This is a genomic window from Streptomyces sp. NBC_01775, assembly GCF_035917675.1.
GTDB lineage: Bacteria > Actinomycetota > Actinomycetes > Streptomycetales > Streptomycetaceae > Streptomyces.
Genome location: NZ_CP109104.1, coordinates 5466501 through 5483869 on the forward strand (window position 1 = coordinate 5466501; position 17369 = coordinate 5483869).

Consider the following 17369-nt stretch of genomic DNA (forward strand, 5'->3'; position numbering starts at 1 on the left):
GGTCCGCTGCGTGTGTCTCCGTCCGCAGATCTGAATCGAGTGATCATTCATGTCCCGTACACCCTGCCCGTCGCGCCGTCGTGCACATATCGCGATGATCGGTATTCCCATCGTCAGCCACGTCCTGCCCAGCCTGGAGCTCATCCGGGAGCTGGTGGCCCGGGGACACCGGGTGACCTACGCCAACGACCCCGCCGTGGCCGGGCTCGTCGAGTCCTCCGGGGCGCGGCTCGTGCCGTACAAGTCGGGTCTGCCCGTCGCGGACAACGACTGGCCCGAGGACCCCGTCGCGGCCATGGACCTCTTCCTGGACGAGGCCGTCGCCGTGCTGCCCCAACTGCGGGCCGCCTACGCGGAGGACCGCCCGGATCTGTGTCTGTACGACATCGGCGCCATGGCCGCCCGCGCGCTGGCCGAGGAGCAGGGCCGGCCCCTGATGCAGCTCTCGCCCACCTATGTGGCGTGGGAGGGCTACCAGGAGGACGTGGGAGCGCAGCTGTGGGGCCTGCCGGGGGCGGATGCCTTCCGAGCCAAGTTCGCCTCGTGGCTGACCTCCTGCGGGGCCACAACGACAGACGTCGACACGTTCATGGGCCTTCCCCCGCGAGTGCTGGCGATGATCCCGCGCGCCATGCAGCCGCGGGCCGAGAGCGTCGACGCGGACCGCGTCACCTTCGTCGGCTCGTGCTTCGGCGAGCCCGGCCACCGGGGCACCTGGGAGCGGCCCCCGGGTGCCGAACACGTGCTGCTCGTCTCGCTGGGCTCCGCCTACACCAAGCAGGCCGCGTTCTACCGGCGCTGCGTCGCCGCCTTCGGCGGGCTGCCCGGATGGCACGTCGTTCTCCAGATCGGCAAGTACACCGACCCCGGGGAGCTGGGAGAGGTTCCCGGAAACGTGGAAGTGCGCTCCTGGGTACCGCAGTTGGCGATCCTTGAAGAGGCCGACGCCTTCGTCACCCACGCCGGTATGGGCGGCAGCGCCGAGGGGCTGTTCACGGGAACGCCGATGATCGCGGTGCCGCAGGGAGCCGAGCAGTTCGGCAACGCGGACCTCCTGGCCGGTCTCGGTGTCGCCCGGCGTATCGACACCGAGGAGGCCACTCCCGAGCGGCTGCGCGAGGCGCTGACGGCGCTCACCAGCGACCCGGAGGTGGCCCGCCGCTGTGCGCGGCTGAAGGCCGAGTCCCGTTCGGAGGGTGGTACTTCGCGTGCGGCCGACCTGGTGGAGGAGTACGGGGGCTTCGCGGGGGCCTGATCCGGGTGCCGGCCGGAGAGAGCGGGCGGCCGATGAGAGCGGGCGGGCGGTGGACGGGGTGACGGCCTTTGGCGGCGGGTCCGCGCTGTCCTCCGCCCGTCATCCGCCTGTCAGCGACGCCAGGGAAGGCGCTCTATCCGGTCGGTCTCCCCGGCGGCCAGGAGTGTGAAGAGCCGCAGGGTCTCCTCCTGCGGCACGTCGCGCAGCTCGCCGGGGGCCCAGCGGTCGTCCTCGGGGTTCTCCCAGATCAGGCGGCCGTCCTGGAAGGCGGTGAGCGACCATCCGGACGTGTGGGAGAGCGACACGTCCGGATGCTCGTCGTCAGCCTGCGCGAGGCTCTTCAAGACCGCGCGGACGGTGTCCGGCCCGGGGTCGTCAACCACGCCGCCCATCAGGTCGTACATGAAGCAGCTCATGCGCTTCTCTCCTCCTGGTCGTCCTTGTTGTCCTGGCCTCCGGTGGGCCCCGGCACGTCATGAGTGGTCTCGAACGAGGCGCGCAGGCGGGCCAGCAGGGCGCGGGCGGCCGGGGTGGTGGGGCCTCCGGCGCGCCAGGTGAGACCGATGCGGCCCCGCAGCCGGGGAGGCAGCCGCAGGGTGTGCAGCCCGAGGGCGGGGCCGGCCGCGGGTGTGGCTGCCGGGAGCACCGCCGCTCCCAGCCCGCGCGCGGCCAGTTGTGCCAGCAGGTGCGGGGCCGCGGCCTCGAAGGTGACGCGCGGCCGGAACCCGGCCTCGGCGCAGGACCGCTCCAGTACCCCGCGAAGCCCGGTCCCGCGCGGCAGGCTGATCAGCGCGCGGTCGCGCAGTTCTTCGAGCCGGATGCCGGTGCGGTTCCCGTCGGCGGCCAGGGGATCGCCGGCCGCCACGGCGACGACCAGCGGCTCGTCGACCACGATCTGGGTGGCGGTTCCCGGCGGCGGCTCCTCGTCCGTGAGGCCCAGCAGGGCGATGTCCAGCTCGCCCTGGCGCAGTGCGCGCAGCATCCGTTCCGAGGAGTCCTCGGTGAGGGCGATGTCGACGTGCGGGTGGGCGTCGTGGAAGTCGGCCAGCACGGACGCGACGTCGAAGCCGCCTGTGGCGCCGGAGACGAGTCCGATGGCGACGTGGCCGCGCAGCAGGCCGGTGAACGAGTCGGCGGTCTGCCGTACGCCCTCCACGGCCTCCAGAGCCGTTCTCGCGTAGGGCAGGACGGCCTCGCCGGCCTGGGTGAGGGTCACGGAGCGGCCGGTGCGGTCGAGGAGCGGCTGGCCCAGCTCACGTTCCAGCTGCCGGATCCGGGCGCTGATGCCCGGCTGGGCCAGGTGCAGCCGCTCGGCGGCCCGCGTGAAGCTGCCCTCCTCGACGACGGCGACGAGGTACCGAAGCTGCCGCAGATCCATGAGCGGGAGCTTATAACTGGCGCTTCTGACATCGAGAAGCACTGGGTCTTGGACTTATGAGCGGCCCGGTGGCCACCCTGGAGGGACCTGCCGCCGATCGATCAGGGAGCAGCGATGGACATCAAGAGCGCGATCGCGGCTGAACGCGGTGAGTTCGCCGAAGTACTGGACGGACTGGCGGCCGAGGACTGGGACGCGCCGTCGCTGTGTGCCGGATGGCGGGTGCGGGAGGTCGCCGCGCATATGTCGCTCGGATTCCGCTGTCCGCTGCCCCGGATGATGCGGGAACTGCTCGTTGCCCGCGGCAGTCTGCACCGGATGACGGACCAGTGTGCCCGCAAGGACGCCGCCCGGATGACCACCGGTGAGATGGCCTCGGCCCTCAGGGACAACGCCCGCCATCCCTGGAAGCCTCCGGTGGGTGGGATCACCGCCGCGCTCGGCCACGACGTGGTGCACGGGCTGGACATCACCGTCGCACTCGGCCACGAGCGCGAGGTCCCCCAGGAGCGGGTGGCGGCCCTCCTGGCGGTCGTGACGCCCAAGACGGTCAAGTTCTTCGGCGCCGACCTCGGCGGCGTCGAGCTGTACGCCGAGGACCTCGGCTGGTCCTACGGGACGGGCTCGCGGCTCTCCGGGTCGGCGCAGGATCTCCTGCTGCTCACCTATGGGCGCAAACTGCCGCCGGGGCGGCTGCGCGGGGAGGCCGCCGAGCGCTTCGCGCTGCGGCTCCCGGAGCCCACCGGCTCTGACGGCTGACGGCTGACGGGTGCGCCGGCTGCACGGGCACGCGGGTAATCTGCGGAAACACCATGTCCGAACCGCACCCCATGCGCCGCGAACCGTGGCGCACACTGTTGACCGTCATCCGGTGCCCGCTGTGCCGGGCGAGGCTCGAACCGGATGAGCGCTCACTTCGCTGCCCGCGACGCCACACCTTCGACATCGCCAAGCACGGCTATGTGAGCCTGCTGAGCGGCGGGCGGCGCGGGGCGAGCGCCGATACCGCCGCGATGGTCCAGGCCCGCACTGACTTCCTGGAGGCCGGACACTACGCGCCGCTGGCCCGCACGCTGGCCCGGACGGTCGCCTCCCTCGGACCGGAGGACGGCACCCTGCTGGACGCCGGCGCGGGCACCGGCTACTACCTCGCCGCCGCCCTGGAGGCGCTGCCGGGAGCCACGGGCCTCGGGCTGGACGCTTCGCCGTACGCGCTGCGGCGGGCCGCGCGGGCACATCCGCGGGCAGGGGCGGCCAGTTGGGACGTGTGGAAGCCCTTCCCGGTCCAGGACGGCGGCATCGACACCGTGCTGAACGTCTTCGCACCGCGCAACGGCGCCGAGTTCCACCGGGTCCTGCGGCCCGGGGGCGCACTGGCCGTCGTCACGCCCACCGGCAGGCACCTGGGCGAGCTGCGGCGGGAAGTGGGGCTGCTGGAGGTCGATCCCGACAAGGAGGAGCGCCTTGAGCGCACCTTGGCGGCGCACTTCGAGCGGGAGCGGACCGAGCCCCTGGAGTACACCGTCGAGCTGTCCGGACGCGATGTGGAGAACCTCGCCTCCATGGGGCCCGCCGCACGCCATGTCCGTCCGGAGGAACTGCGCGAGCGGGTCGCGGCACTGGGAGACCGCGTGAGCGTCACGGCGTCGTTCGGCGTCTCCGTGTACCGGAGGGCCGCTACCGCGCCGCGGTGAGTTCCGCCGGGGCCGCGTCGAGAACCGCGTCCAGAAGGCCGCGTGAGGTGCTCAGCGCCTCCATTCGGGCGGTCATCCGGTCGCGCTGTTCGCGCAGCTGGGCGAGCAGGTCGGGGCAGGTGGGCACCAGACGGTCGTCCTCGTCGCGCAGGCAGGGCAGGATCTGTGCGATCGCCGCCGTCGGCAGCCCCGCCGCCAGCAGACAGCGCACCCTGCGGACCGTATCTACGTCCGCCTCGCTGTAGACGCGGTATCCGCTGGGGAGCCGCTCCGGGTGCAGGAGCCCCTGCTGTTCGTAGTAGCGCAGCAGCCGCTCGTTCACCCCGGTGCGCCGCACCATCTCCTTCATGCGCATCCGGATGCTCCTCGATTCTGAATGCTCCTTGACTCTGACATTGATGTCGGAGTTTAGCTTCGGCCGCATGACCAATGAACACCCGACAGCAGCCCCGCTCGCCTCCGTGATGGACGTACGCGTGCACGGCACCGGCCCGGCACTGCTGCTGGCGCACGGAGCGGGCGGCGGGATCGAGGGCAATTTCGGGCTCGTGCTCGACGACCTCGCCTCGGACCACACCCTCATAGGCCCGCACTATCCGGGCGCGGGGAACACTCCGGCCGCCGCGACGCCGCTCGACCTCGACGAACTGGCCGACGCGGTCGTGGAGTCGGCCGTCTCGCGCGGGCACGAGCGCTTCGTCGTCATGGGGGAGTCGCTGGGCTCGGCCGTCGCCGTCCGGGCGGCGACGCGGCATCCGGAGCGGGTCCGCGCGCTCGTACTGACCGCGGGCTTCCCCGTCGCGGATCCCGCGTTGGCGCTCGCGGCGCGGCTCGTCACCACGCTGGGGAAGGCCGGGGAATGGGACGCTGTCGCCCGCTTCGCCTGCCTGTCGTGCCTCACGGACCGGGACCTGGCCGAGATGCCCGAGGAGGCGCTGGAAGCGGCTGTGGCGGCCACCCGTGCGAGCCTGCCGGCGGGGATGGTGGACCACTTCGCGCTGTTGCCCGAGATCGACGTGCGCGGCGACCTCGCCGGGATCTCGGTGCCCGTCCTGGTGCTGGCGCCCACCGGCGACCGTCTCGTCCTGCCCGACAGCTCCCGCCGCCTCGCCCGGGGCATTCCCGGGGCCACGCTCGTGGAGATCCCGGGCGGTGCGCACGTCCTGAACGAGGCGGACCGTGCGGTGTGGCTGAAGCACGTGAGGGGCCTCCTGGGCGGGCTGTGAGGCGGGGCCCTCGCGGGGCAGGGACTCTGGCAGCCGGGGCCCGACGGCCCTGGCGGGCGGGACGGGGGCCCCGGCGGCCAGGACCTGACCGGATGGTCAGCAGCCGCCGCAGTTGTAGTACGTCACGTCCCAGTGGTTGCCCTCGCGGTAGTAGACGTTGCCCGAGGCGGACTTCCATTTGGAGCCGCCTATGGAGGTGAAGGTTCCGGTGATGTAGTTGTCCAGGCAGCTGGAGAGGGACATGTCGAGCTTGTAGCCGTTCCAGTGGCTGTACGTACCGGAGGCGTGGCCCGTCTCCGTGCCGCCGGTGAGGCGGATGGCGCAGCCTGAGGCGCTCTTGAGGGTGACGGCGCCGTCGGCAGTCGCGGAGTTGAGCTGGTCGAAGGACGTACAGCTGGGGTTGTTGCGGTCCGAACAGCCGCCGCTGGACGTCCAGGTGATGCCCGCGGAACGGAACTTGGCCGTCGACTGCGCGTGGGTGAGTTTCGCGAGAATCCGGTGGCCGCTTCCGGCGGTCGACGCCGCGCTCACCGGATGGGACGAGGTGTTCACCGGGACGGCCTGGGCGGGCGTTCCGGCCAGCGCGAGGCCGGTGGCGGCCACGGTGCCGAGCAGGGCGGTGAGCACACGGCGGGTAGGTCTCATATGGGGCTCCTGCCTCTGTGGGGTTCTCTGGAGTTCCAGGGGGCCTGTGGGGGATGGGGGAACGGGGGCGGCCGACCTCGCGGGGCGGCGTGGTGGTCAGCCGATGCCGCAGTTCGGCGCCGACCAGAAGCGGCTGCCGCGGTGGTCCACGTGTGTGTGGTCGCCGTGGCCCGGGTAGCCGGGCCCGAGGATCCCGTTGAAGCCGCGGTTCCGGGCCTCCTGCGCGAGCGAGCACAGGGTGTGCGGGCCCGACGCGAGGTCGGCGGCGTCGCCGTACAGGTGGCGGCTGGAGGGCGCTCCGCCGACCTGGTCATTGCACGCCTTGGAGCGGAAGCCGCTGGTGACGGTGATCGGCTTGTCGCCGAGCGCGTGCCGGAGGGCCTCCAGCTTCCACATGGTGCGCAGCGCGTTGGACTTGGCCTGGGCAGCGCTGACGGCTCCGCCGCTCCAGTCGGAGTTGCAGTCGTTCAGCTCGTCGAAGTCGAAGTGCGCCGGGGAGCAGTCGTCGTCCTGGAGGGCGTAGAGCTTCTCGTAGGTCGCGCTGTTCGCCGTGCCGCTCGCGGGCAGCCCGTACGCCTGCTGGAAGCGGGTGACGGCGGCCTTGGTGGCGGGGCCGAAGTCGCCGTCCATGGTGAGCACCTCGCCGGGTGCCGGGTATCCGGCGACGCGGATCTGCAACTGCGTGACGTCCTCGCCCTTGGCGCCCTCGGACAGGTCCCGCTGCCAGCTGTAGCAGCCGTCGGCGGCCCTCCCCGCCACTGTCGCCCTCGCGCTCTCCGGCGGCGCCGAGGCGGTGGCCGTGACCGTACCGGTGAGCACGGCGGCTGCCAGGAGCGCGAGGGAGAGGGCGAGCCCGCCCAGGCTGCGGCGGGCACGGACTCCGAAGCGGCGGGCACGACTGCTGAAGGGGGGCGTGCTGTCTCTTGGGGGTGTGCGCATGGCATCTCCGTACGGTGGGGGCCGGGTTGCGCGACGCGCGGAGAGAACGGGGACGGGGCCGGGCGGCGTGTGGGCGTCAACGTAGTGGGGTGACAGGGTCATGTAAACAATGCGCAAAGGTGGTCCGACCATTGGTGGCGGCGAGGCAGAAACCCCTTGCTGGAGACCGGTGTTGAGGAGCCGCCCCGGACTCCGGTCAGCGGAAGAACTGGCCCGGTGTGAGCCCTACCGTGCGCCGGAAGGCGGCGATGAAGGCGCCGGCCGAGGCGTAGCCGACTCTGCGGGCCACCGATTCCACCGGCCCTCTCTCGGCCAGCAGCGACATCGCCTCCTGCATGCGGAGGTGTTCGCGCCAGCGGCCGAAGCCGAGCCGGGTCTCGGCGGTGAAGAGGCGGGCCAGGGTGCGGGAACTGGCGCCCGCCACGGTGGCCCAGGCGGCGAGGGGACGCCCGTCGGCGGGGTCGTCGCGCAGCGCTTCAGCGACCATCCGGGCACGCGGATCGACGGGCCACTTGGCAGCGTAGGCCGTGGCGGACACTCCGGGCGCGGCCTAGCGTCGGTCTCATGCCGATGAACAGAGCGCACCGGAGACTGTGCAGTTCGGAGAAGTGGGCGGCCGGAGTACGGGACCGGCTGCTGCCGTGGGCCCTGGACGGGGTCGAACTGGGCGAGGACATCGTCGAGATCGGACCGGGCTACGGCGCGAATCTGCGTGTCCTGATCGAGCAGGTGCCAAATGTGACCGCCGTGGAGATCGACGCCGGCACGGTGGACCTGCTGCGCGCCAAGTGGGGCGATCGCGCGCGCGTTCTGCACGCCGACGGGGCACAGTTGCCGCTGCCGGACGAAACGTACTCCGCCGTCGTGTGCTTCACGATGCTCCACCACGTGCCGACCGCTGAACACCAGGACCGGATCTTCGCCGAGGCGTTCCGTGTGCTGCGCCCCGGCGGCACGTTCGCCGGCGCCGACAGCCAGCCGAACTTCCGCTTCCGGCTGCTGCACATCGGCGACACCATGAACACCCTCGACCCGGCGAAGCTGCCCGCGCGGCTGTCCCGCGCGGGGTTCACCCGCGTGTCCACCTCGCTTCATCCGGAGAGCGGCGGGCTGCGCTTCAGCGCCAGGCGGCCGTGAGAGGCCCCAGGTCGTGTCGTCGAAGTCCCGTCTGCCCGGCGGGCGGACGACGCTACTTTGAAGACACTCCCCAGCCGCCCGGTCGCACCAGACCTCGCTCGTACGCGAAGACGGCCGCCTGGGTGCGGTCGCGCAGCCCCAGCTTCACCAGGACGCGGCCCACGTGTGTCTTGACCGTGGAGTCGGCGACGACCAGACGCTCGGCGATCTCGTTGTTGGACAGGCCCTGGGCGACCAGCACGAGCACCTCGGTCTCCCGTTCGGTGAGGTCGCCGATGCGTTCGGCGACCGGGCGCGGCGCTCCCAGCTTGGAGAACTCCGTGATCAGCCGCTTTGTGATCGTCGGCGCGAGCAGGGCCTCCCCGGCCGCCACGACCCGGACGCCCTCCGCCAGTTGGCCGACCGAGGCGTCCTTGAGCAGGAAGCCGCTCGCTCCTGCGCGCAACGCCTGGTAAACGTACTCGTCCAGATCGAAGGTGGTCAGGACCAGCACCTTGGTCTCCGTACCACCGGCGACGATTTCCCGGGTGGCCTCCAGACCGTTCATGCCGGGCATCCGGACGTCCATCAGGACGACGTCGGGGCTGAGCGCGGCGACCTTCTCCACCGCCTCCTCGCCATTGACGGCCTCGCCGACGACCTCGATGTCCGGCATCGCGCCCAACAGCACCGAGAAGCCCTCGCGGACCAGCTCCTGGTCGTCGACGAGCAGTACGCGAATCACGCCGCCCCCTCTCCCCACGCCGGGTTCCCTTCGTGCCGTGCCGTGTGCTCTTCGCCCCGCGCCGGGTTCCCCTCGGACGCCGGGGCCGGAGCATCCGGTGTGACGGGAACGAAGGCCAGCACCTCGAAGCCGCCCTCCTCCGTCGGATCGGCCGTCATCTCCCCGCCCAGCAACTGCACCCGCTCCCGCATGCCCAGCAGGCCGTGTCCCGAGCCGGGGGACGGCGTGACCGGGCGCTCCGGCCTGCCGTTGACGACGCGCAGTCCCAGGCCGCCCAGGACGTAGGAGATCTCGACGCGGGTCTTGGCCCCGGGAGAGTGCCGCAGCGCGTTGCTGAGGGCCTCCTGGACGAGCCGGTAGGCCGACAGCTCGACGCCCTGCGGGAACGTCCGGGGCGCGCCGGTGATCACCGCGTCCACCTCCAGGCCCGCCTCCCGCACCCCCTCCAGGAGCGTATCGAGGGCGGCCAGGGTGGGCTGTGGAGCCTCCGGGCCGGTGACGGCGAACGTGTCCGGGTCGTCGGCCCGTACGAGGCCCAGGATGCGGCGCAGCTCGGTCAGCGCGGCGACGGCGTTCTCCCGGATGGTGGTGAAGGCGCCCGCCAGCTCCGGCGGGGTGTCCTTGACGCGGAAAGGGGCGGCTTCGGCCTGGATGGCGATGACGGACATGTGGTGCGCCACCACGTCGTGCAGCTCGCGGGCGATGAGGGCGCGCTCTTCCAGCAGCGTGCGGTGGGCGCGCTCCTTGGCGGTGACGGTCTCCGTCTCCACGACGTGCCGGCGCTCCTCGTGCCAGGCCCGCCCGGCGGCGGCGGCCACCAGGACGACGGCGGAGAAGAGCGCGACGAAGGGCAGGTTCCCGTCGATGTCGTCGGCGAAGGCCGAGAGGAAGGTCGCGGGGACGATCGTCAGCAGCCACATCTCCGGTGCCGTGCGCGGCCGGGTCCGCAGCACGACCGACACCATCACGATCAGGTGGCACACCGGCGCCAGGTCCGCCCAGGGGGAGCCCTCTCCGGTGGGCAGCGCGACCAAGAACCCCGCGAGCGAGATCCAGAAGGCTCCCACCGGACGGAAGAGGACCAGGGCGATCGGCGCGGTCAGCAGCAGGCACAGGATCAGCGCGAGGAGGGTATCCGGCGGGCCGATGCCGACCGCCTCGGGCATGGCGACGAGGAAAATCAGGGCGGCGCCTCCTCCGAGGACCCAGTGCCGGATCCACCGGAGGCCCTGCCGGATACCGGCGGGCACGCGCCGGAGCGCGCTGGAGGGGCCTGCTTCCGGCAGGGGCGGGAGCGGCCGGGAGGCGAACGCGCCGGTGAACAGGTCCTGCCGGAGCCCCGACAGCATGCCGCGGGCGGATCCCGCCTCGGCGTGCGGGGCGGCCATGGATGTCTGGGTCATGGGGTCAACGCTAGGCAGTGTGGCGGGCGCTGGCGTCCCCACCAGTGAGGATCCCCGGTGTTCTCCTCTGGTACGACGTGCCGTGCGCCAGGGGTCCGTGCCGTGCCGTGCGCCCAGGGGTTCGCGCCGTGCGCCAGGGTCCGTCCCGTGCGCCACGGGCCACAAAGGCACGGCGCCACGGGCCACCGGGGGCACGCGCTCAGTGGATGAGCTTCAGCCCGACCACCCCGACACGATCAGCACACCCCAGGCCAGAGCCATCGGAACGTCCTCCGTTCACCCTTCGGTTCCGTTCCTCCTTCGGACCCGTTCACCCTTCGGTTCCGTTCACCCTTCGGACCGGGATTCGGGAGTATCCGGTGCTGAGAGTGCCGCCTTCAGCTCCTTGCGGACCTGGGAGGCCGCGTAGCGCCGGATGCTCGGGCCCAGTACCTTGTCCGCCGGACCGGGAGCGTCTTCGTCGACCTCGGCGACCAGGACCGTGCTGCCCGGCGGGATCTGCGAGGTCAGCTCCTCCAGCGCGGCGTTGGTCTCCGTCACCCGGCGCACGTCGTGGCCACCGCCGATCAGCCCGCCGGCGCCGAAGCCGATCATGGCTCCCACCGGCCCTCCCACCAGGCCGACCAGCGCGCCGACGAGCCCTCCCACGGCGAAGCCCGCGGAGCTGTTGGTGTGGTCCACCTCGCCGGGGATTTCGACGTTGCCCTCGGGATCGCGGCCGATCACCCGTGCCTCGCGCAGCTTGAGCTTCCCCTCGGTATGGGCGCCGGCCAGATCGTCCAGCGCCCCCAGGGCCGCCTGGGTGCCACGGTCGGTGAAGTCCGCGAACAAGATGTTTTCCGGCATACGCCCACCATCAAGGCTCAAGGGGCGCACGGCATCCGCAGGGGCGCAGCGGCGCGCCCCTTCCGCGCATGGCACCGCCTGCCCGCACTCGGCGCACCCCCTCCGCACGCGGCGCACCGGCGGACGCCGCCGCTGGGTGGACGCCACTGGCGCAGGCCGGGCCCGACGGGTGAGGGTGATCCCATGAACGTCGCGTTCCTCTTCCCCGGCCTGGGCTCGCAGCGGCCTGGAATGCTGCACAGGCTGCCCGACACCTCGGCCTCGGCGACCGTGCTCGCCGAGGCCGAGTGGAGCCACCCGGGAGGGATCGCCGAGCTGGACACCGCGCAGGCGCTGGAGGAGTCGGAGGTGGCCCGGCACGTATGCCTGCTGATCGCCGGGGTGGCCGGGGCGGGCGCGCTCATGGAGGACGAGGAGATCTCCCCCGCGCTCCTCGCGGGCCACGGGCTCGGAGGCTACGCGGCTGCCGTCGTCGCCGGGCTGCTCACGTTCGCGGAGGCGCTGCGTGCCGTACGGCTGCGGGCTGAGCTGCTGGAGCGCGCGGAGGAGTCGGAGCACGACATCGGCATCCGGATGGCGCAGCATCTCGCCACGATCAAGCGCCGCTCGTTCAGGCTGCCGTATGTGACGAGCACGGAGGGCCGCTGTCTGCGCGGTGCCACCAACGCGGTCTTCGACGACCTGGCCAGGTCGGTGGCGCTGCCGGTGCGCTGGAAGGAGATGACGATGACGCTGATCGAGGCAGGAGCGGACTGCCTGGTGGAGCTGCCGCCCGGGCGGGTGCTGACCCGGCGGCTGGCCGAGGAGCTGCCCGGGATGCGGGCCGTCTCCGTGGAGGAGCGCGGGATCGCGGACGCGGCCGACTTCGCACGCGGGACGGCGGAGGGCGGCGAGTGGGGGGCCTACGGGGCCGGGACCCGGGCCTGAGAACCGGCTCGGGGGCCTGGGGCCTGCTGGGCCCGGGGCTCAGCGGAGAGGCTTGACGTAGCAGCGGCTCTCGTCGTGGAAGCGGTAGTGGCCGAACTTGGCCTTGGCGGGCTCGTACCCGGACGAGGTGTACAGCGCGATGGCCTCGGGCTGTTCGATTCCCGTTTCCAGCACCATCCGGACGCGGCCCGCGGCCCGCGCGTCGTCTTCCAAAAGCGCGAGTATCCGGCGGGCCAGCCCCAGGCCGCGGGCCTCGGGCATGACGAACATGCGCTTCAACTCGGCGTCGCCGTCCGTGTAGTTCTCCTCGCTCGCGTCCATGGAACGCCAGCCGCCCGTGGCGACGGGCCGCCCTTCGTCGTCATGGGCGAGCAGATAGAGACCGCGCGGCGGCTGGAACATGGCGGCATCGAGCGGAGTCGCGTCGCCCTCCGTGTTGCCGTAGCGCTCGACGTACTCCTGAAGCACGATCTCGTTGAGCTTCCGGACGTCCGGATGGTCGAAATGGGCGGGAACGATCTCCATTCCGGCATCGTAAGGTGCACTGATGCGCAAGGTCACCACAGTTAATGTCAACGGCCTCCGGGCTGCCGCCAAGAAGGGCTACGCGGAGTGGCTGGCGACCACCGAAGCGGAGGTGATCTGCTTGCAGGAAGTCCGCGCGGAGCCGGAACAGCTCCCCGAGGCGGTGCGGTATCCGGAGGGCTGGCACGCCTTCTACGCCCCCTCCTCGGCCAAGGGCAGGGCGGGCGTCGCGCTGCTCACCCGGCGCGAGCCCGACAGCGTGCGTGTGGGATTCGGCACAGCCGAGTTCGAGACCTCGGGCCGCTACGTCGAGGCGGAACTGCCAGGGCTGACCGTCGCCAGCCTGTACCTGCCCTCCGGTGAGGTCGGCACCGAGCGGCAGGAGGAGAAGGAGCGCTTCATGGCGGCGTTCTTGCCCTACCTGTGCGACCTGCGCGAGCGGTCGGCAGCCGCCGGACGCGAGGTGCTGGTCTGCGGTGACTGGAACATCGCCCACCAGGAGGCCGACCTGAAGAACTGGCGCGGCAACCGCAAGAACGCCGGTTTCCTGCCCGAGGAGCGCGCCTGGCTCTCCCGTGTCCTGGACCCGTCCGACGGGGGCTACACCGACGTGGTCCGCTCGCTCCATCCGGATGCCGAGGGACCGTACTCGTGGTGGTCGTACCGGGGGCGCGCCTTCGACAACGACACGGGGTGGCGCATCGATTACCACATGTCCACCCCGGGCCTCGCCGCGCGCGCGGTCAAGGCGTACGTGGAGCGAGCCGCCACGCACGAGCTGCGCTGGAGCGACCACGCGCCCGTGACGGTCGACTTCGACTGACCTCGGCCTGTGACCGCGCCCCGGGCGGGCGTGAGAGGCGCTGCGCAGCGCAGCGCCGCCGGAGCTCCCGCGGCGCCGCCTGGCTCTCCGCGGTCTTGTGCCGCTCTCCGGGGGCGGTCAGTGTGGGGCGGGTCACTGAGGGGTGGGCGCGCGGGGCGAGGGCGCTCCGTCGGCTCGTCATCCGTGGGGAGGGCTCTGTCATGGCCGCTGCTGGTGTCGCTTCATCCGGACCGGTCGTCCTGCCGTGCACGCGGGTGGGTGAGGGCCCGCACCATGTGATCGCCGTGCACGGCTGGTTCGCCGACCGGGGCGCCTACGGCCCGGTGCTCGACATCCTCGACCGGGAGGCGTTCAGCTACGCCGTGCCCGATCTGCGCGGCTACGGCGAGGCCCGAGAGGTCTCCGGAGCCTGCTCCACCAGCGAGGCGGCAGGCGACATACTCGCGCTCGCCGACTCCCTCGGCTGGGACCGCTTCTCGCTCGTGGGGCACTCCATGGGCGGCTCCGTCATCCAGCGCGTACTGGTGGCGGCGCCGGAGCGGGTGCGCCGGATGGTGGGACTCGCGCCGGTGCCCGCCGCGGGTGTGCCCCTCCAGGGCGAACAGTGGGAGCTGTTCGCCGGCGCCGCCGAAAGTCCCGCCGGCCGCAAGATGATCATCGACTTCAGCACGGGGGGCCGCAGACCGGATGCCTGGGTCGACCTCATGGTCGAGCGCTCCTTGGCGTGCGTCGCCCCCGAGGCGTTCCGCTCTTGGCTGGACTCGTGGGCCCTGGAGGACTTCCACGAGCAGGTGCGGGGAGCGAAGGTGCCGGTGCGGGTCGTGGTCGGGGACGGCGATCCGTCGCTGTCGGCCGAGCGGATGCGGGAGACCTGGCTCCAGTGGTATCCGGCCGCCGAACTCGTCGAACTGCCCGGTGCCGGGCACTATCCGGTGGACGAGACGCCGCTGGAGACGGTGCGCGTCATCGAGGACTTCCTGCACGCGGACGTCGGCCGGTGAGCGGTCCGGTCACCGGCGTCCCCGATGTGTTCGACCCGCGCCGCTACGCCGCCGGTATCCCGCACGAGGCGTTCCGCGCGCTGCGGGAGGAGCATCCGGTCGCGTGGCAGGAGGAGTACGAGCTGCTCGGCTGGCCCGCCGGACCCGGCTTCTGGGCCGTGACGCGCCACGCCGACGTGCTGCGCGTCCTGCGCTCGCCCGGGGACTTCTCGTCCTGGGAGGGCGCCACCCAGATCCGCGACCCGGAGCCGGAGGATCTTCCGTTCATCCGGAGGATGATGCTCAACCAGGATCCGCCCGCGCACAAGCGGCTGCGCACCCTGGTCAGCAGGGCTTTCACCCCGCGCCGTGTGGAGCGCTTCGAGGCGGAGGTGAGGGCGCGGGCGCGCCGCTCGCTCACCGCGGCGCGCGAGGAGATGCGGGAGCGGGGGAGCTGCGACCTGGTAGCCGCCGTCACCGACGACTTCGCCCTCTTGAACCTCGCCGACCTGCTCGGCGTCCCTCCGGAGGATCGCGGACTGCTCCTGGAGTGGACCGAGCGCGTCATCGGATACCAGGACCCCGAGCAGGCCGTCACCGCGCTGGGGCCGGACGGCCGGCCCGCCAACCCCCGTTCCCCCGCCATGCTGCGGGAGATGTTCGACTACGCCGGGGAACTCGCCGCCCACAAGCGCGAGCATCCGGCCGACGACGTGATGACCGCGCTCGCCCACGAACTGACCGGGCCCGAGCTGGAGATGTTCTTCTTCCTGCTGACGGTCGCGGGCAACGACACGGTGCGCAGCGCCGCGCCCGGCGGACTGCTGGCACTCGCGGAGCATCCGGTGGCCCAAAAGCGGCTGCGCGCCCTGGTCCCTCTTGGCACGTCCGACCGGCCACAGGCCGGAACGTCCGACCCGCCGCCACCCCGTACGCCGGACCGGCGCCGCCCCGGACCGGCCAGCACACCCGGAACGCCTCCCACCCTCGCCACCGCCCTCGAAGAGCTGCTGCGCTGGCACACCCCCGTGCTGAGCTTCCGCCGCACCGCCGTCCGCGACACCGAACTGGCCGGGCGGCGCATCAGGGCGGGCGAGAAGGTCGTGGTCTTCCACGCCTCGGCAAACTACGACGAGCGGGTCTTCCCCTCGCCGCACACCCTGGACCTGTCCCGCAGCCCGAACCCCCACCTGGCGTTCGGCGAAGGCCCGCACGTCTGCCTCGGCGCCCACTTCGCCCGCCTCCAACTGCGCGCCCTCCACGAGGAGTCGGCCCGCCTCCTGCCGCCCTACGAACGCGTCCCGGGCCCCGGCGGCGAAGTGCGCCGTCTGGTCTCCAATTTCATCCACGGGGTGAAGTGTCTGCCTCTCCGCCTTGCTCAGTAGCGGCGCGGGGCAGAAGCCCGGAGGCCGGGGGAGAGCCAGATCACGGCTCGCCGTGCGGCGATCGATCAAAGGCGCGAGTAAGGGTCGTCCCTATGTACGGGTGCCGCTTACGCACTGACGAGGTCGGCACTGACAGGGCCCGGAGGGACACGTGCGAGGGCACAGGCGCGGCGACCACAACGAGCTGACCGGGACCGTGCGCGGGTCCGCCGTGCAGACGGGGACAGCGCACGGCGGGATCCACATCCATGCGAAGACGCCCCGGCCCCAGGACCCGGACCCGCCCTGGCAGTCATCGCCTGCCATGCGCATGACGGACCGAGTCGGGGAGCCGGCCAGGCTGGAGAAGCAGCGCGAGTCAGCCCCGCGGCTCAACCAAGGAGGACAGCAGATGACCAGCGACAACTCTCGCGCGGATGGTGAGGTCTGGGACCCCTTCGGCACATTGCACCGCGCGTTGTGGATCGGAGGCGGCCAATGGGCCGGCAAGTCGACCGTCGCCCGGCTGCTGGCCGTTCAATACGGCGTCACCGCCTACCACTACGACTACCACGACGCCCGCGGTCACAACGATCGCAGGATCGCCCGCCGCGTCGCTCTTGGCGAGCCCGCCACCGAGCCTGACCTGGACAGGACTTGGGTCCACACCACCCCGGAGGAGATGGCCGCCGAGACCTTGGCCGGCTTCCCGGAGCGGTTCCAATGGGCTCTCGACGACCTGCGCGCGCTCGTGTCCGGCCTCCCGATCATCGCCGAAGGCTGGGGACTTCGACCCGAACTCGTCGCACCCGTCATCGACTCACCGCGCCGGATGATCGTGATGGTGCCCGCGCCCGAGTTCCGCGACCAGCAGGTCCGCGAACTACCCCGAGCCGCCTCATTCGGGCACCGCGTCAGCGACCCCGCCCGGGCACAGGCCAACCGCCTGGCCCGCGACCGACTCGTCGCCGAGGACGCGGTCCGCCAGGCCCACCAGCTCGGCATCCGCGTGATCGCAATTGATGGTTCCCGCGATGCCGCAGCGATTGCGGAGATTGTCGCTGATCACTTCGGCCCCTGTCTCCGAGAGCGAGATCGCAACTCTTGATCACCGGAGGCATTCAGGGAGTTCCAACATCCGATGTCACCGTTGAAGCGCGTGGACGTGCACCGGATCTGCCGGGCCGCCTGGGAGAAGACGTCGAGGCGGCCCGGGCCGGACTCGCCTGGCGGGACGGATCCAGCCGGCCCGCTTCGAGGACGATGTGTAGCTGCTGGTGGGCTGGGCCGGTACAGCGGTTATCGGTGAGAACGCCCATGCATCCGGCCACGGAGCCTCCGCGAAAACTCGTCGGCGGACCACGCGACCATTGCTGCTTTTCCGGAGGCCGTGCGAGAGAACGAGGAGGTGGTACCCGTGAACGCAGTATCGGCATGGGTGCTTCCCTCCGGGGTCACGGTCGGGCGAAAGGTCGTCCGGGAGTGCCGTCTTTGAGCACTCCC

At 71.7% G+C, this 17369-nt stretch carries 20 protein-coding genes; 10 read left to right on the plus strand and 10 right to left on the minus strand.

Going from position 1 to position 17369, the window contains the following annotated elements; genetic code table 11:
- Nucleotides 1-49 precede the first annotated feature (49 nt).
- The gene (locus tag OHB04_RS24475) at nucleotides 50-1255 is read left to right on the plus strand and encodes a macrolide family glycosyltransferase (protein ID WP_326808312.1); all 1206 of its coding nucleotides are present in this window, start codon (nucleotides 50-52) and stop codon (nucleotides 1253-1255) included.
- A 110-nt stretch (nucleotides 1256-1365) separates the two neighbouring features.
- Here OHB04_RS24475 and OHB04_RS24480 read toward each other — a convergent pair whose 3' ends face one another.
- Both OHB04_RS24480 and OHB04_RS24485 read right to left on the minus strand, forming a co-directional pair.
- Nucleotides 1366-1671, minus strand: coding sequence for a hypothetical protein (locus OHB04_RS24480; protein ID WP_326689800.1), 306 nt, complete (start codon nucleotides 1669-1671; stop codon nucleotides 1366-1368).
- Entirely contained in the window at nucleotides 1668-2633 is a 966-nt protein-coding gene (locus OHB04_RS24485; protein ID WP_326689801.1) for a LysR family transcriptional regulator, read from the minus strand. The genes OHB04_RS24480 and OHB04_RS24485 overlap by 4 nt, the downstream gene beginning before the upstream one ends.
- Nucleotides 2634-2747: 114 nt before the next feature.
- On the opposite strand from OHB04_RS24485, the gene OHB04_RS24490 reads away from it, so the two are divergent.
- A complete protein-coding gene (locus OHB04_RS24490) occupies nucleotides 2748-3392 on the plus strand; it encodes a maleylpyruvate isomerase family mycothiol-dependent enzyme (RefSeq protein WP_326689802.1) in 645 nt (214 codons plus the stop codon).
- Nucleotides 3393-3445: 53 nt separating this feature from the next.
- A complete protein-coding gene (locus OHB04_RS24495; protein ID WP_326689803.1) occupies nucleotides 3446-4327 on the plus strand; it encodes a putative RNA methyltransferase in 882 nt (293 codons plus the stop codon).
- On the opposite strand, the gene OHB04_RS24500 is transcribed toward OHB04_RS24495, so the two are convergent.
- Nucleotides 4311-4682 (minus strand): MerR family transcriptional regulator, encoded by a 372-nt coding sequence (locus tag OHB04_RS24500; protein WP_326689804.1) that lies wholly within the window; start codon nucleotides 4680-4682, stop codon nucleotides 4311-4313. The two genes, OHB04_RS24495 and OHB04_RS24500, sit on opposite strands and share 17 nt — an antisense overlap.
- Before the next feature lie 67 nt (nucleotides 4683-4749).
- Here OHB04_RS24500 and OHB04_RS24505 point away from each other — a divergent pair, with 67 nt between their 5' ends.
- Nucleotides 4750-5553: an alpha/beta fold hydrolase gene (locus OHB04_RS24505; protein WP_326808313.1), complete on the plus strand. Its 804-nt coding sequence runs from the start codon at nucleotides 4750-4752 to the stop codon at nucleotides 5551-5553.
- 96 nt (nucleotides 5554-5649) lie between these two features.
- Here the strand turns inward: OHB04_RS24505 and OHB04_RS24510 are convergent, their stop codons facing one another.
- The 3 genes from OHB04_RS24510 to OHB04_RS24520 form a co-directional block, all read right to left on the minus strand.
- Nucleotides 5650-6198: a hypothetical protein gene (locus OHB04_RS24510; RefSeq protein ID WP_326808314.1), complete on the minus strand. Its 549-nt coding sequence runs from the start codon at nucleotides 6196-6198 to the stop codon at nucleotides 5650-5652.
- Nucleotides 6199-6294: 96 nt separating this feature from the next.
- Nucleotides 6295-7137, minus strand: a complete 843-nt coding sequence (locus tag OHB04_RS24515) for a D-Ala-D-Ala carboxypeptidase family metallohydrolase (protein WP_326808315.1) — start codon at nucleotides 7135-7137, stop codon at nucleotides 6295-6297.
- A 196-nt stretch (nucleotides 7138-7333) separates the two neighbouring features.
- Nucleotides 7334-7624, minus strand: a complete 291-nt coding sequence (locus tag OHB04_RS24520; RefSeq protein WP_326808316.1) for a helix-turn-helix transcriptional regulator — start codon at nucleotides 7622-7624, stop codon at nucleotides 7334-7336.
- Between the two features lie 77 nt (nucleotides 7625-7701).
- Between OHB04_RS24520 and OHB04_RS24525 the strand changes: the two genes are divergently transcribed.
- Nucleotides 7702-8274, plus strand: a complete 573-nt coding sequence (locus tag OHB04_RS24525) for a class I SAM-dependent methyltransferase (protein ID WP_326808317.1) — start codon at nucleotides 7702-7704, stop codon at nucleotides 8272-8274.
- Between the two features lie 52 nt (nucleotides 8275-8326).
- Here OHB04_RS24525 and OHB04_RS24530 read toward each other — a convergent pair whose 3' ends face one another.
- From OHB04_RS24530 to OHB04_RS24540, 3 genes are all read right to left on the minus strand, one after another.
- Nucleotides 8327-8998, minus strand: coding sequence for a response regulator transcription factor (locus OHB04_RS24530; RefSeq protein WP_326689810.1), 672 nt, complete (start codon nucleotides 8996-8998; stop codon nucleotides 8327-8329).
- A complete protein-coding gene (locus OHB04_RS24535) occupies nucleotides 8995-10401 on the minus strand; it encodes a sensor histidine kinase (protein ID WP_326689811.1) in 1407 nt (468 codons plus the stop codon). Before OHB04_RS24535 ends, OHB04_RS24530 begins: the two co-directional genes overlap by 4 nt.
- A 327-nt stretch (nucleotides 10402-10728) precedes the next feature.
- The gene (locus OHB04_RS24540; protein ID WP_326689812.1) at nucleotides 10729-11247 is read right to left on the minus strand and encodes a DUF1269 domain-containing protein; all 519 of its coding nucleotides are present in this window, start codon (nucleotides 11245-11247) and stop codon (nucleotides 10729-10731) included.
- Nucleotides 11248-11430: 183 nt separating this feature from the next.
- Between OHB04_RS24540 and OHB04_RS24545 the strand changes: the two genes are divergently transcribed.
- A complete protein-coding gene (locus OHB04_RS24545; RefSeq protein ID WP_326689813.1) occupies nucleotides 11431-12174 on the plus strand; it encodes an ACP S-malonyltransferase in 744 nt (247 codons plus the stop codon).
- A gap of 39 nt (nucleotides 12175-12213) precedes the next feature.
- On the opposite strand, the gene OHB04_RS24550 is transcribed toward OHB04_RS24545, so the two are convergent.
- The gene (locus OHB04_RS24550) at nucleotides 12214-12699 is read right to left on the minus strand and encodes a GNAT family N-acetyltransferase (RefSeq protein WP_326689814.1); all 486 of its coding nucleotides are present in this window, start codon (nucleotides 12697-12699) and stop codon (nucleotides 12214-12216) included.
- 22 nt (nucleotides 12700-12721) lie between these two features.
- On the opposite strand from OHB04_RS24550, the gene OHB04_RS24555 reads away from it, so the two are divergent.
- The 4 genes from OHB04_RS24555 to OHB04_RS24570 all read left to right on the plus strand — a co-directional run bounded on the left by OHB04_RS24555 (nucleotide 12722) and on the right by OHB04_RS24570 (nucleotide 16974).
- Nucleotides 12722-13522 (plus strand): exodeoxyribonuclease III, encoded by an 801-nt coding sequence (locus OHB04_RS24555; protein ID WP_326689815.1) that lies wholly within the window; start codon nucleotides 12722-12724, stop codon nucleotides 13520-13522.
- A 200-nt stretch (nucleotides 13523-13722) separates the two neighbouring features.
- On the plus strand, nucleotides 13723-14523 hold the full coding sequence (locus tag OHB04_RS24560; protein WP_326808318.1) for an alpha/beta fold hydrolase: 801 nt from the start codon (nucleotides 13723-13725) through the stop codon (nucleotides 14521-14523).
- Entirely contained in the window at nucleotides 14520-15887 is a 1368-nt protein-coding gene (locus OHB04_RS24565) for a cytochrome P450 (RefSeq protein ID WP_326808319.1), read from the plus strand. The genes OHB04_RS24560 and OHB04_RS24565 overlap by 4 nt, the downstream gene beginning before the upstream one ends.
- Before the next feature lie 391 nt (nucleotides 15888-16278).
- Nucleotides 16279-16974 carry a hypothetical protein gene (locus OHB04_RS24570; protein WP_326808320.1) on the plus strand — a complete coding sequence of 232 codons (696 nt, stop codon included), beginning with the start codon at nucleotides 16279-16281 and terminating at the stop codon, nucleotides 16972-16974.
- Nucleotides 16975-17369: the final 395 nt, after the last annotated feature.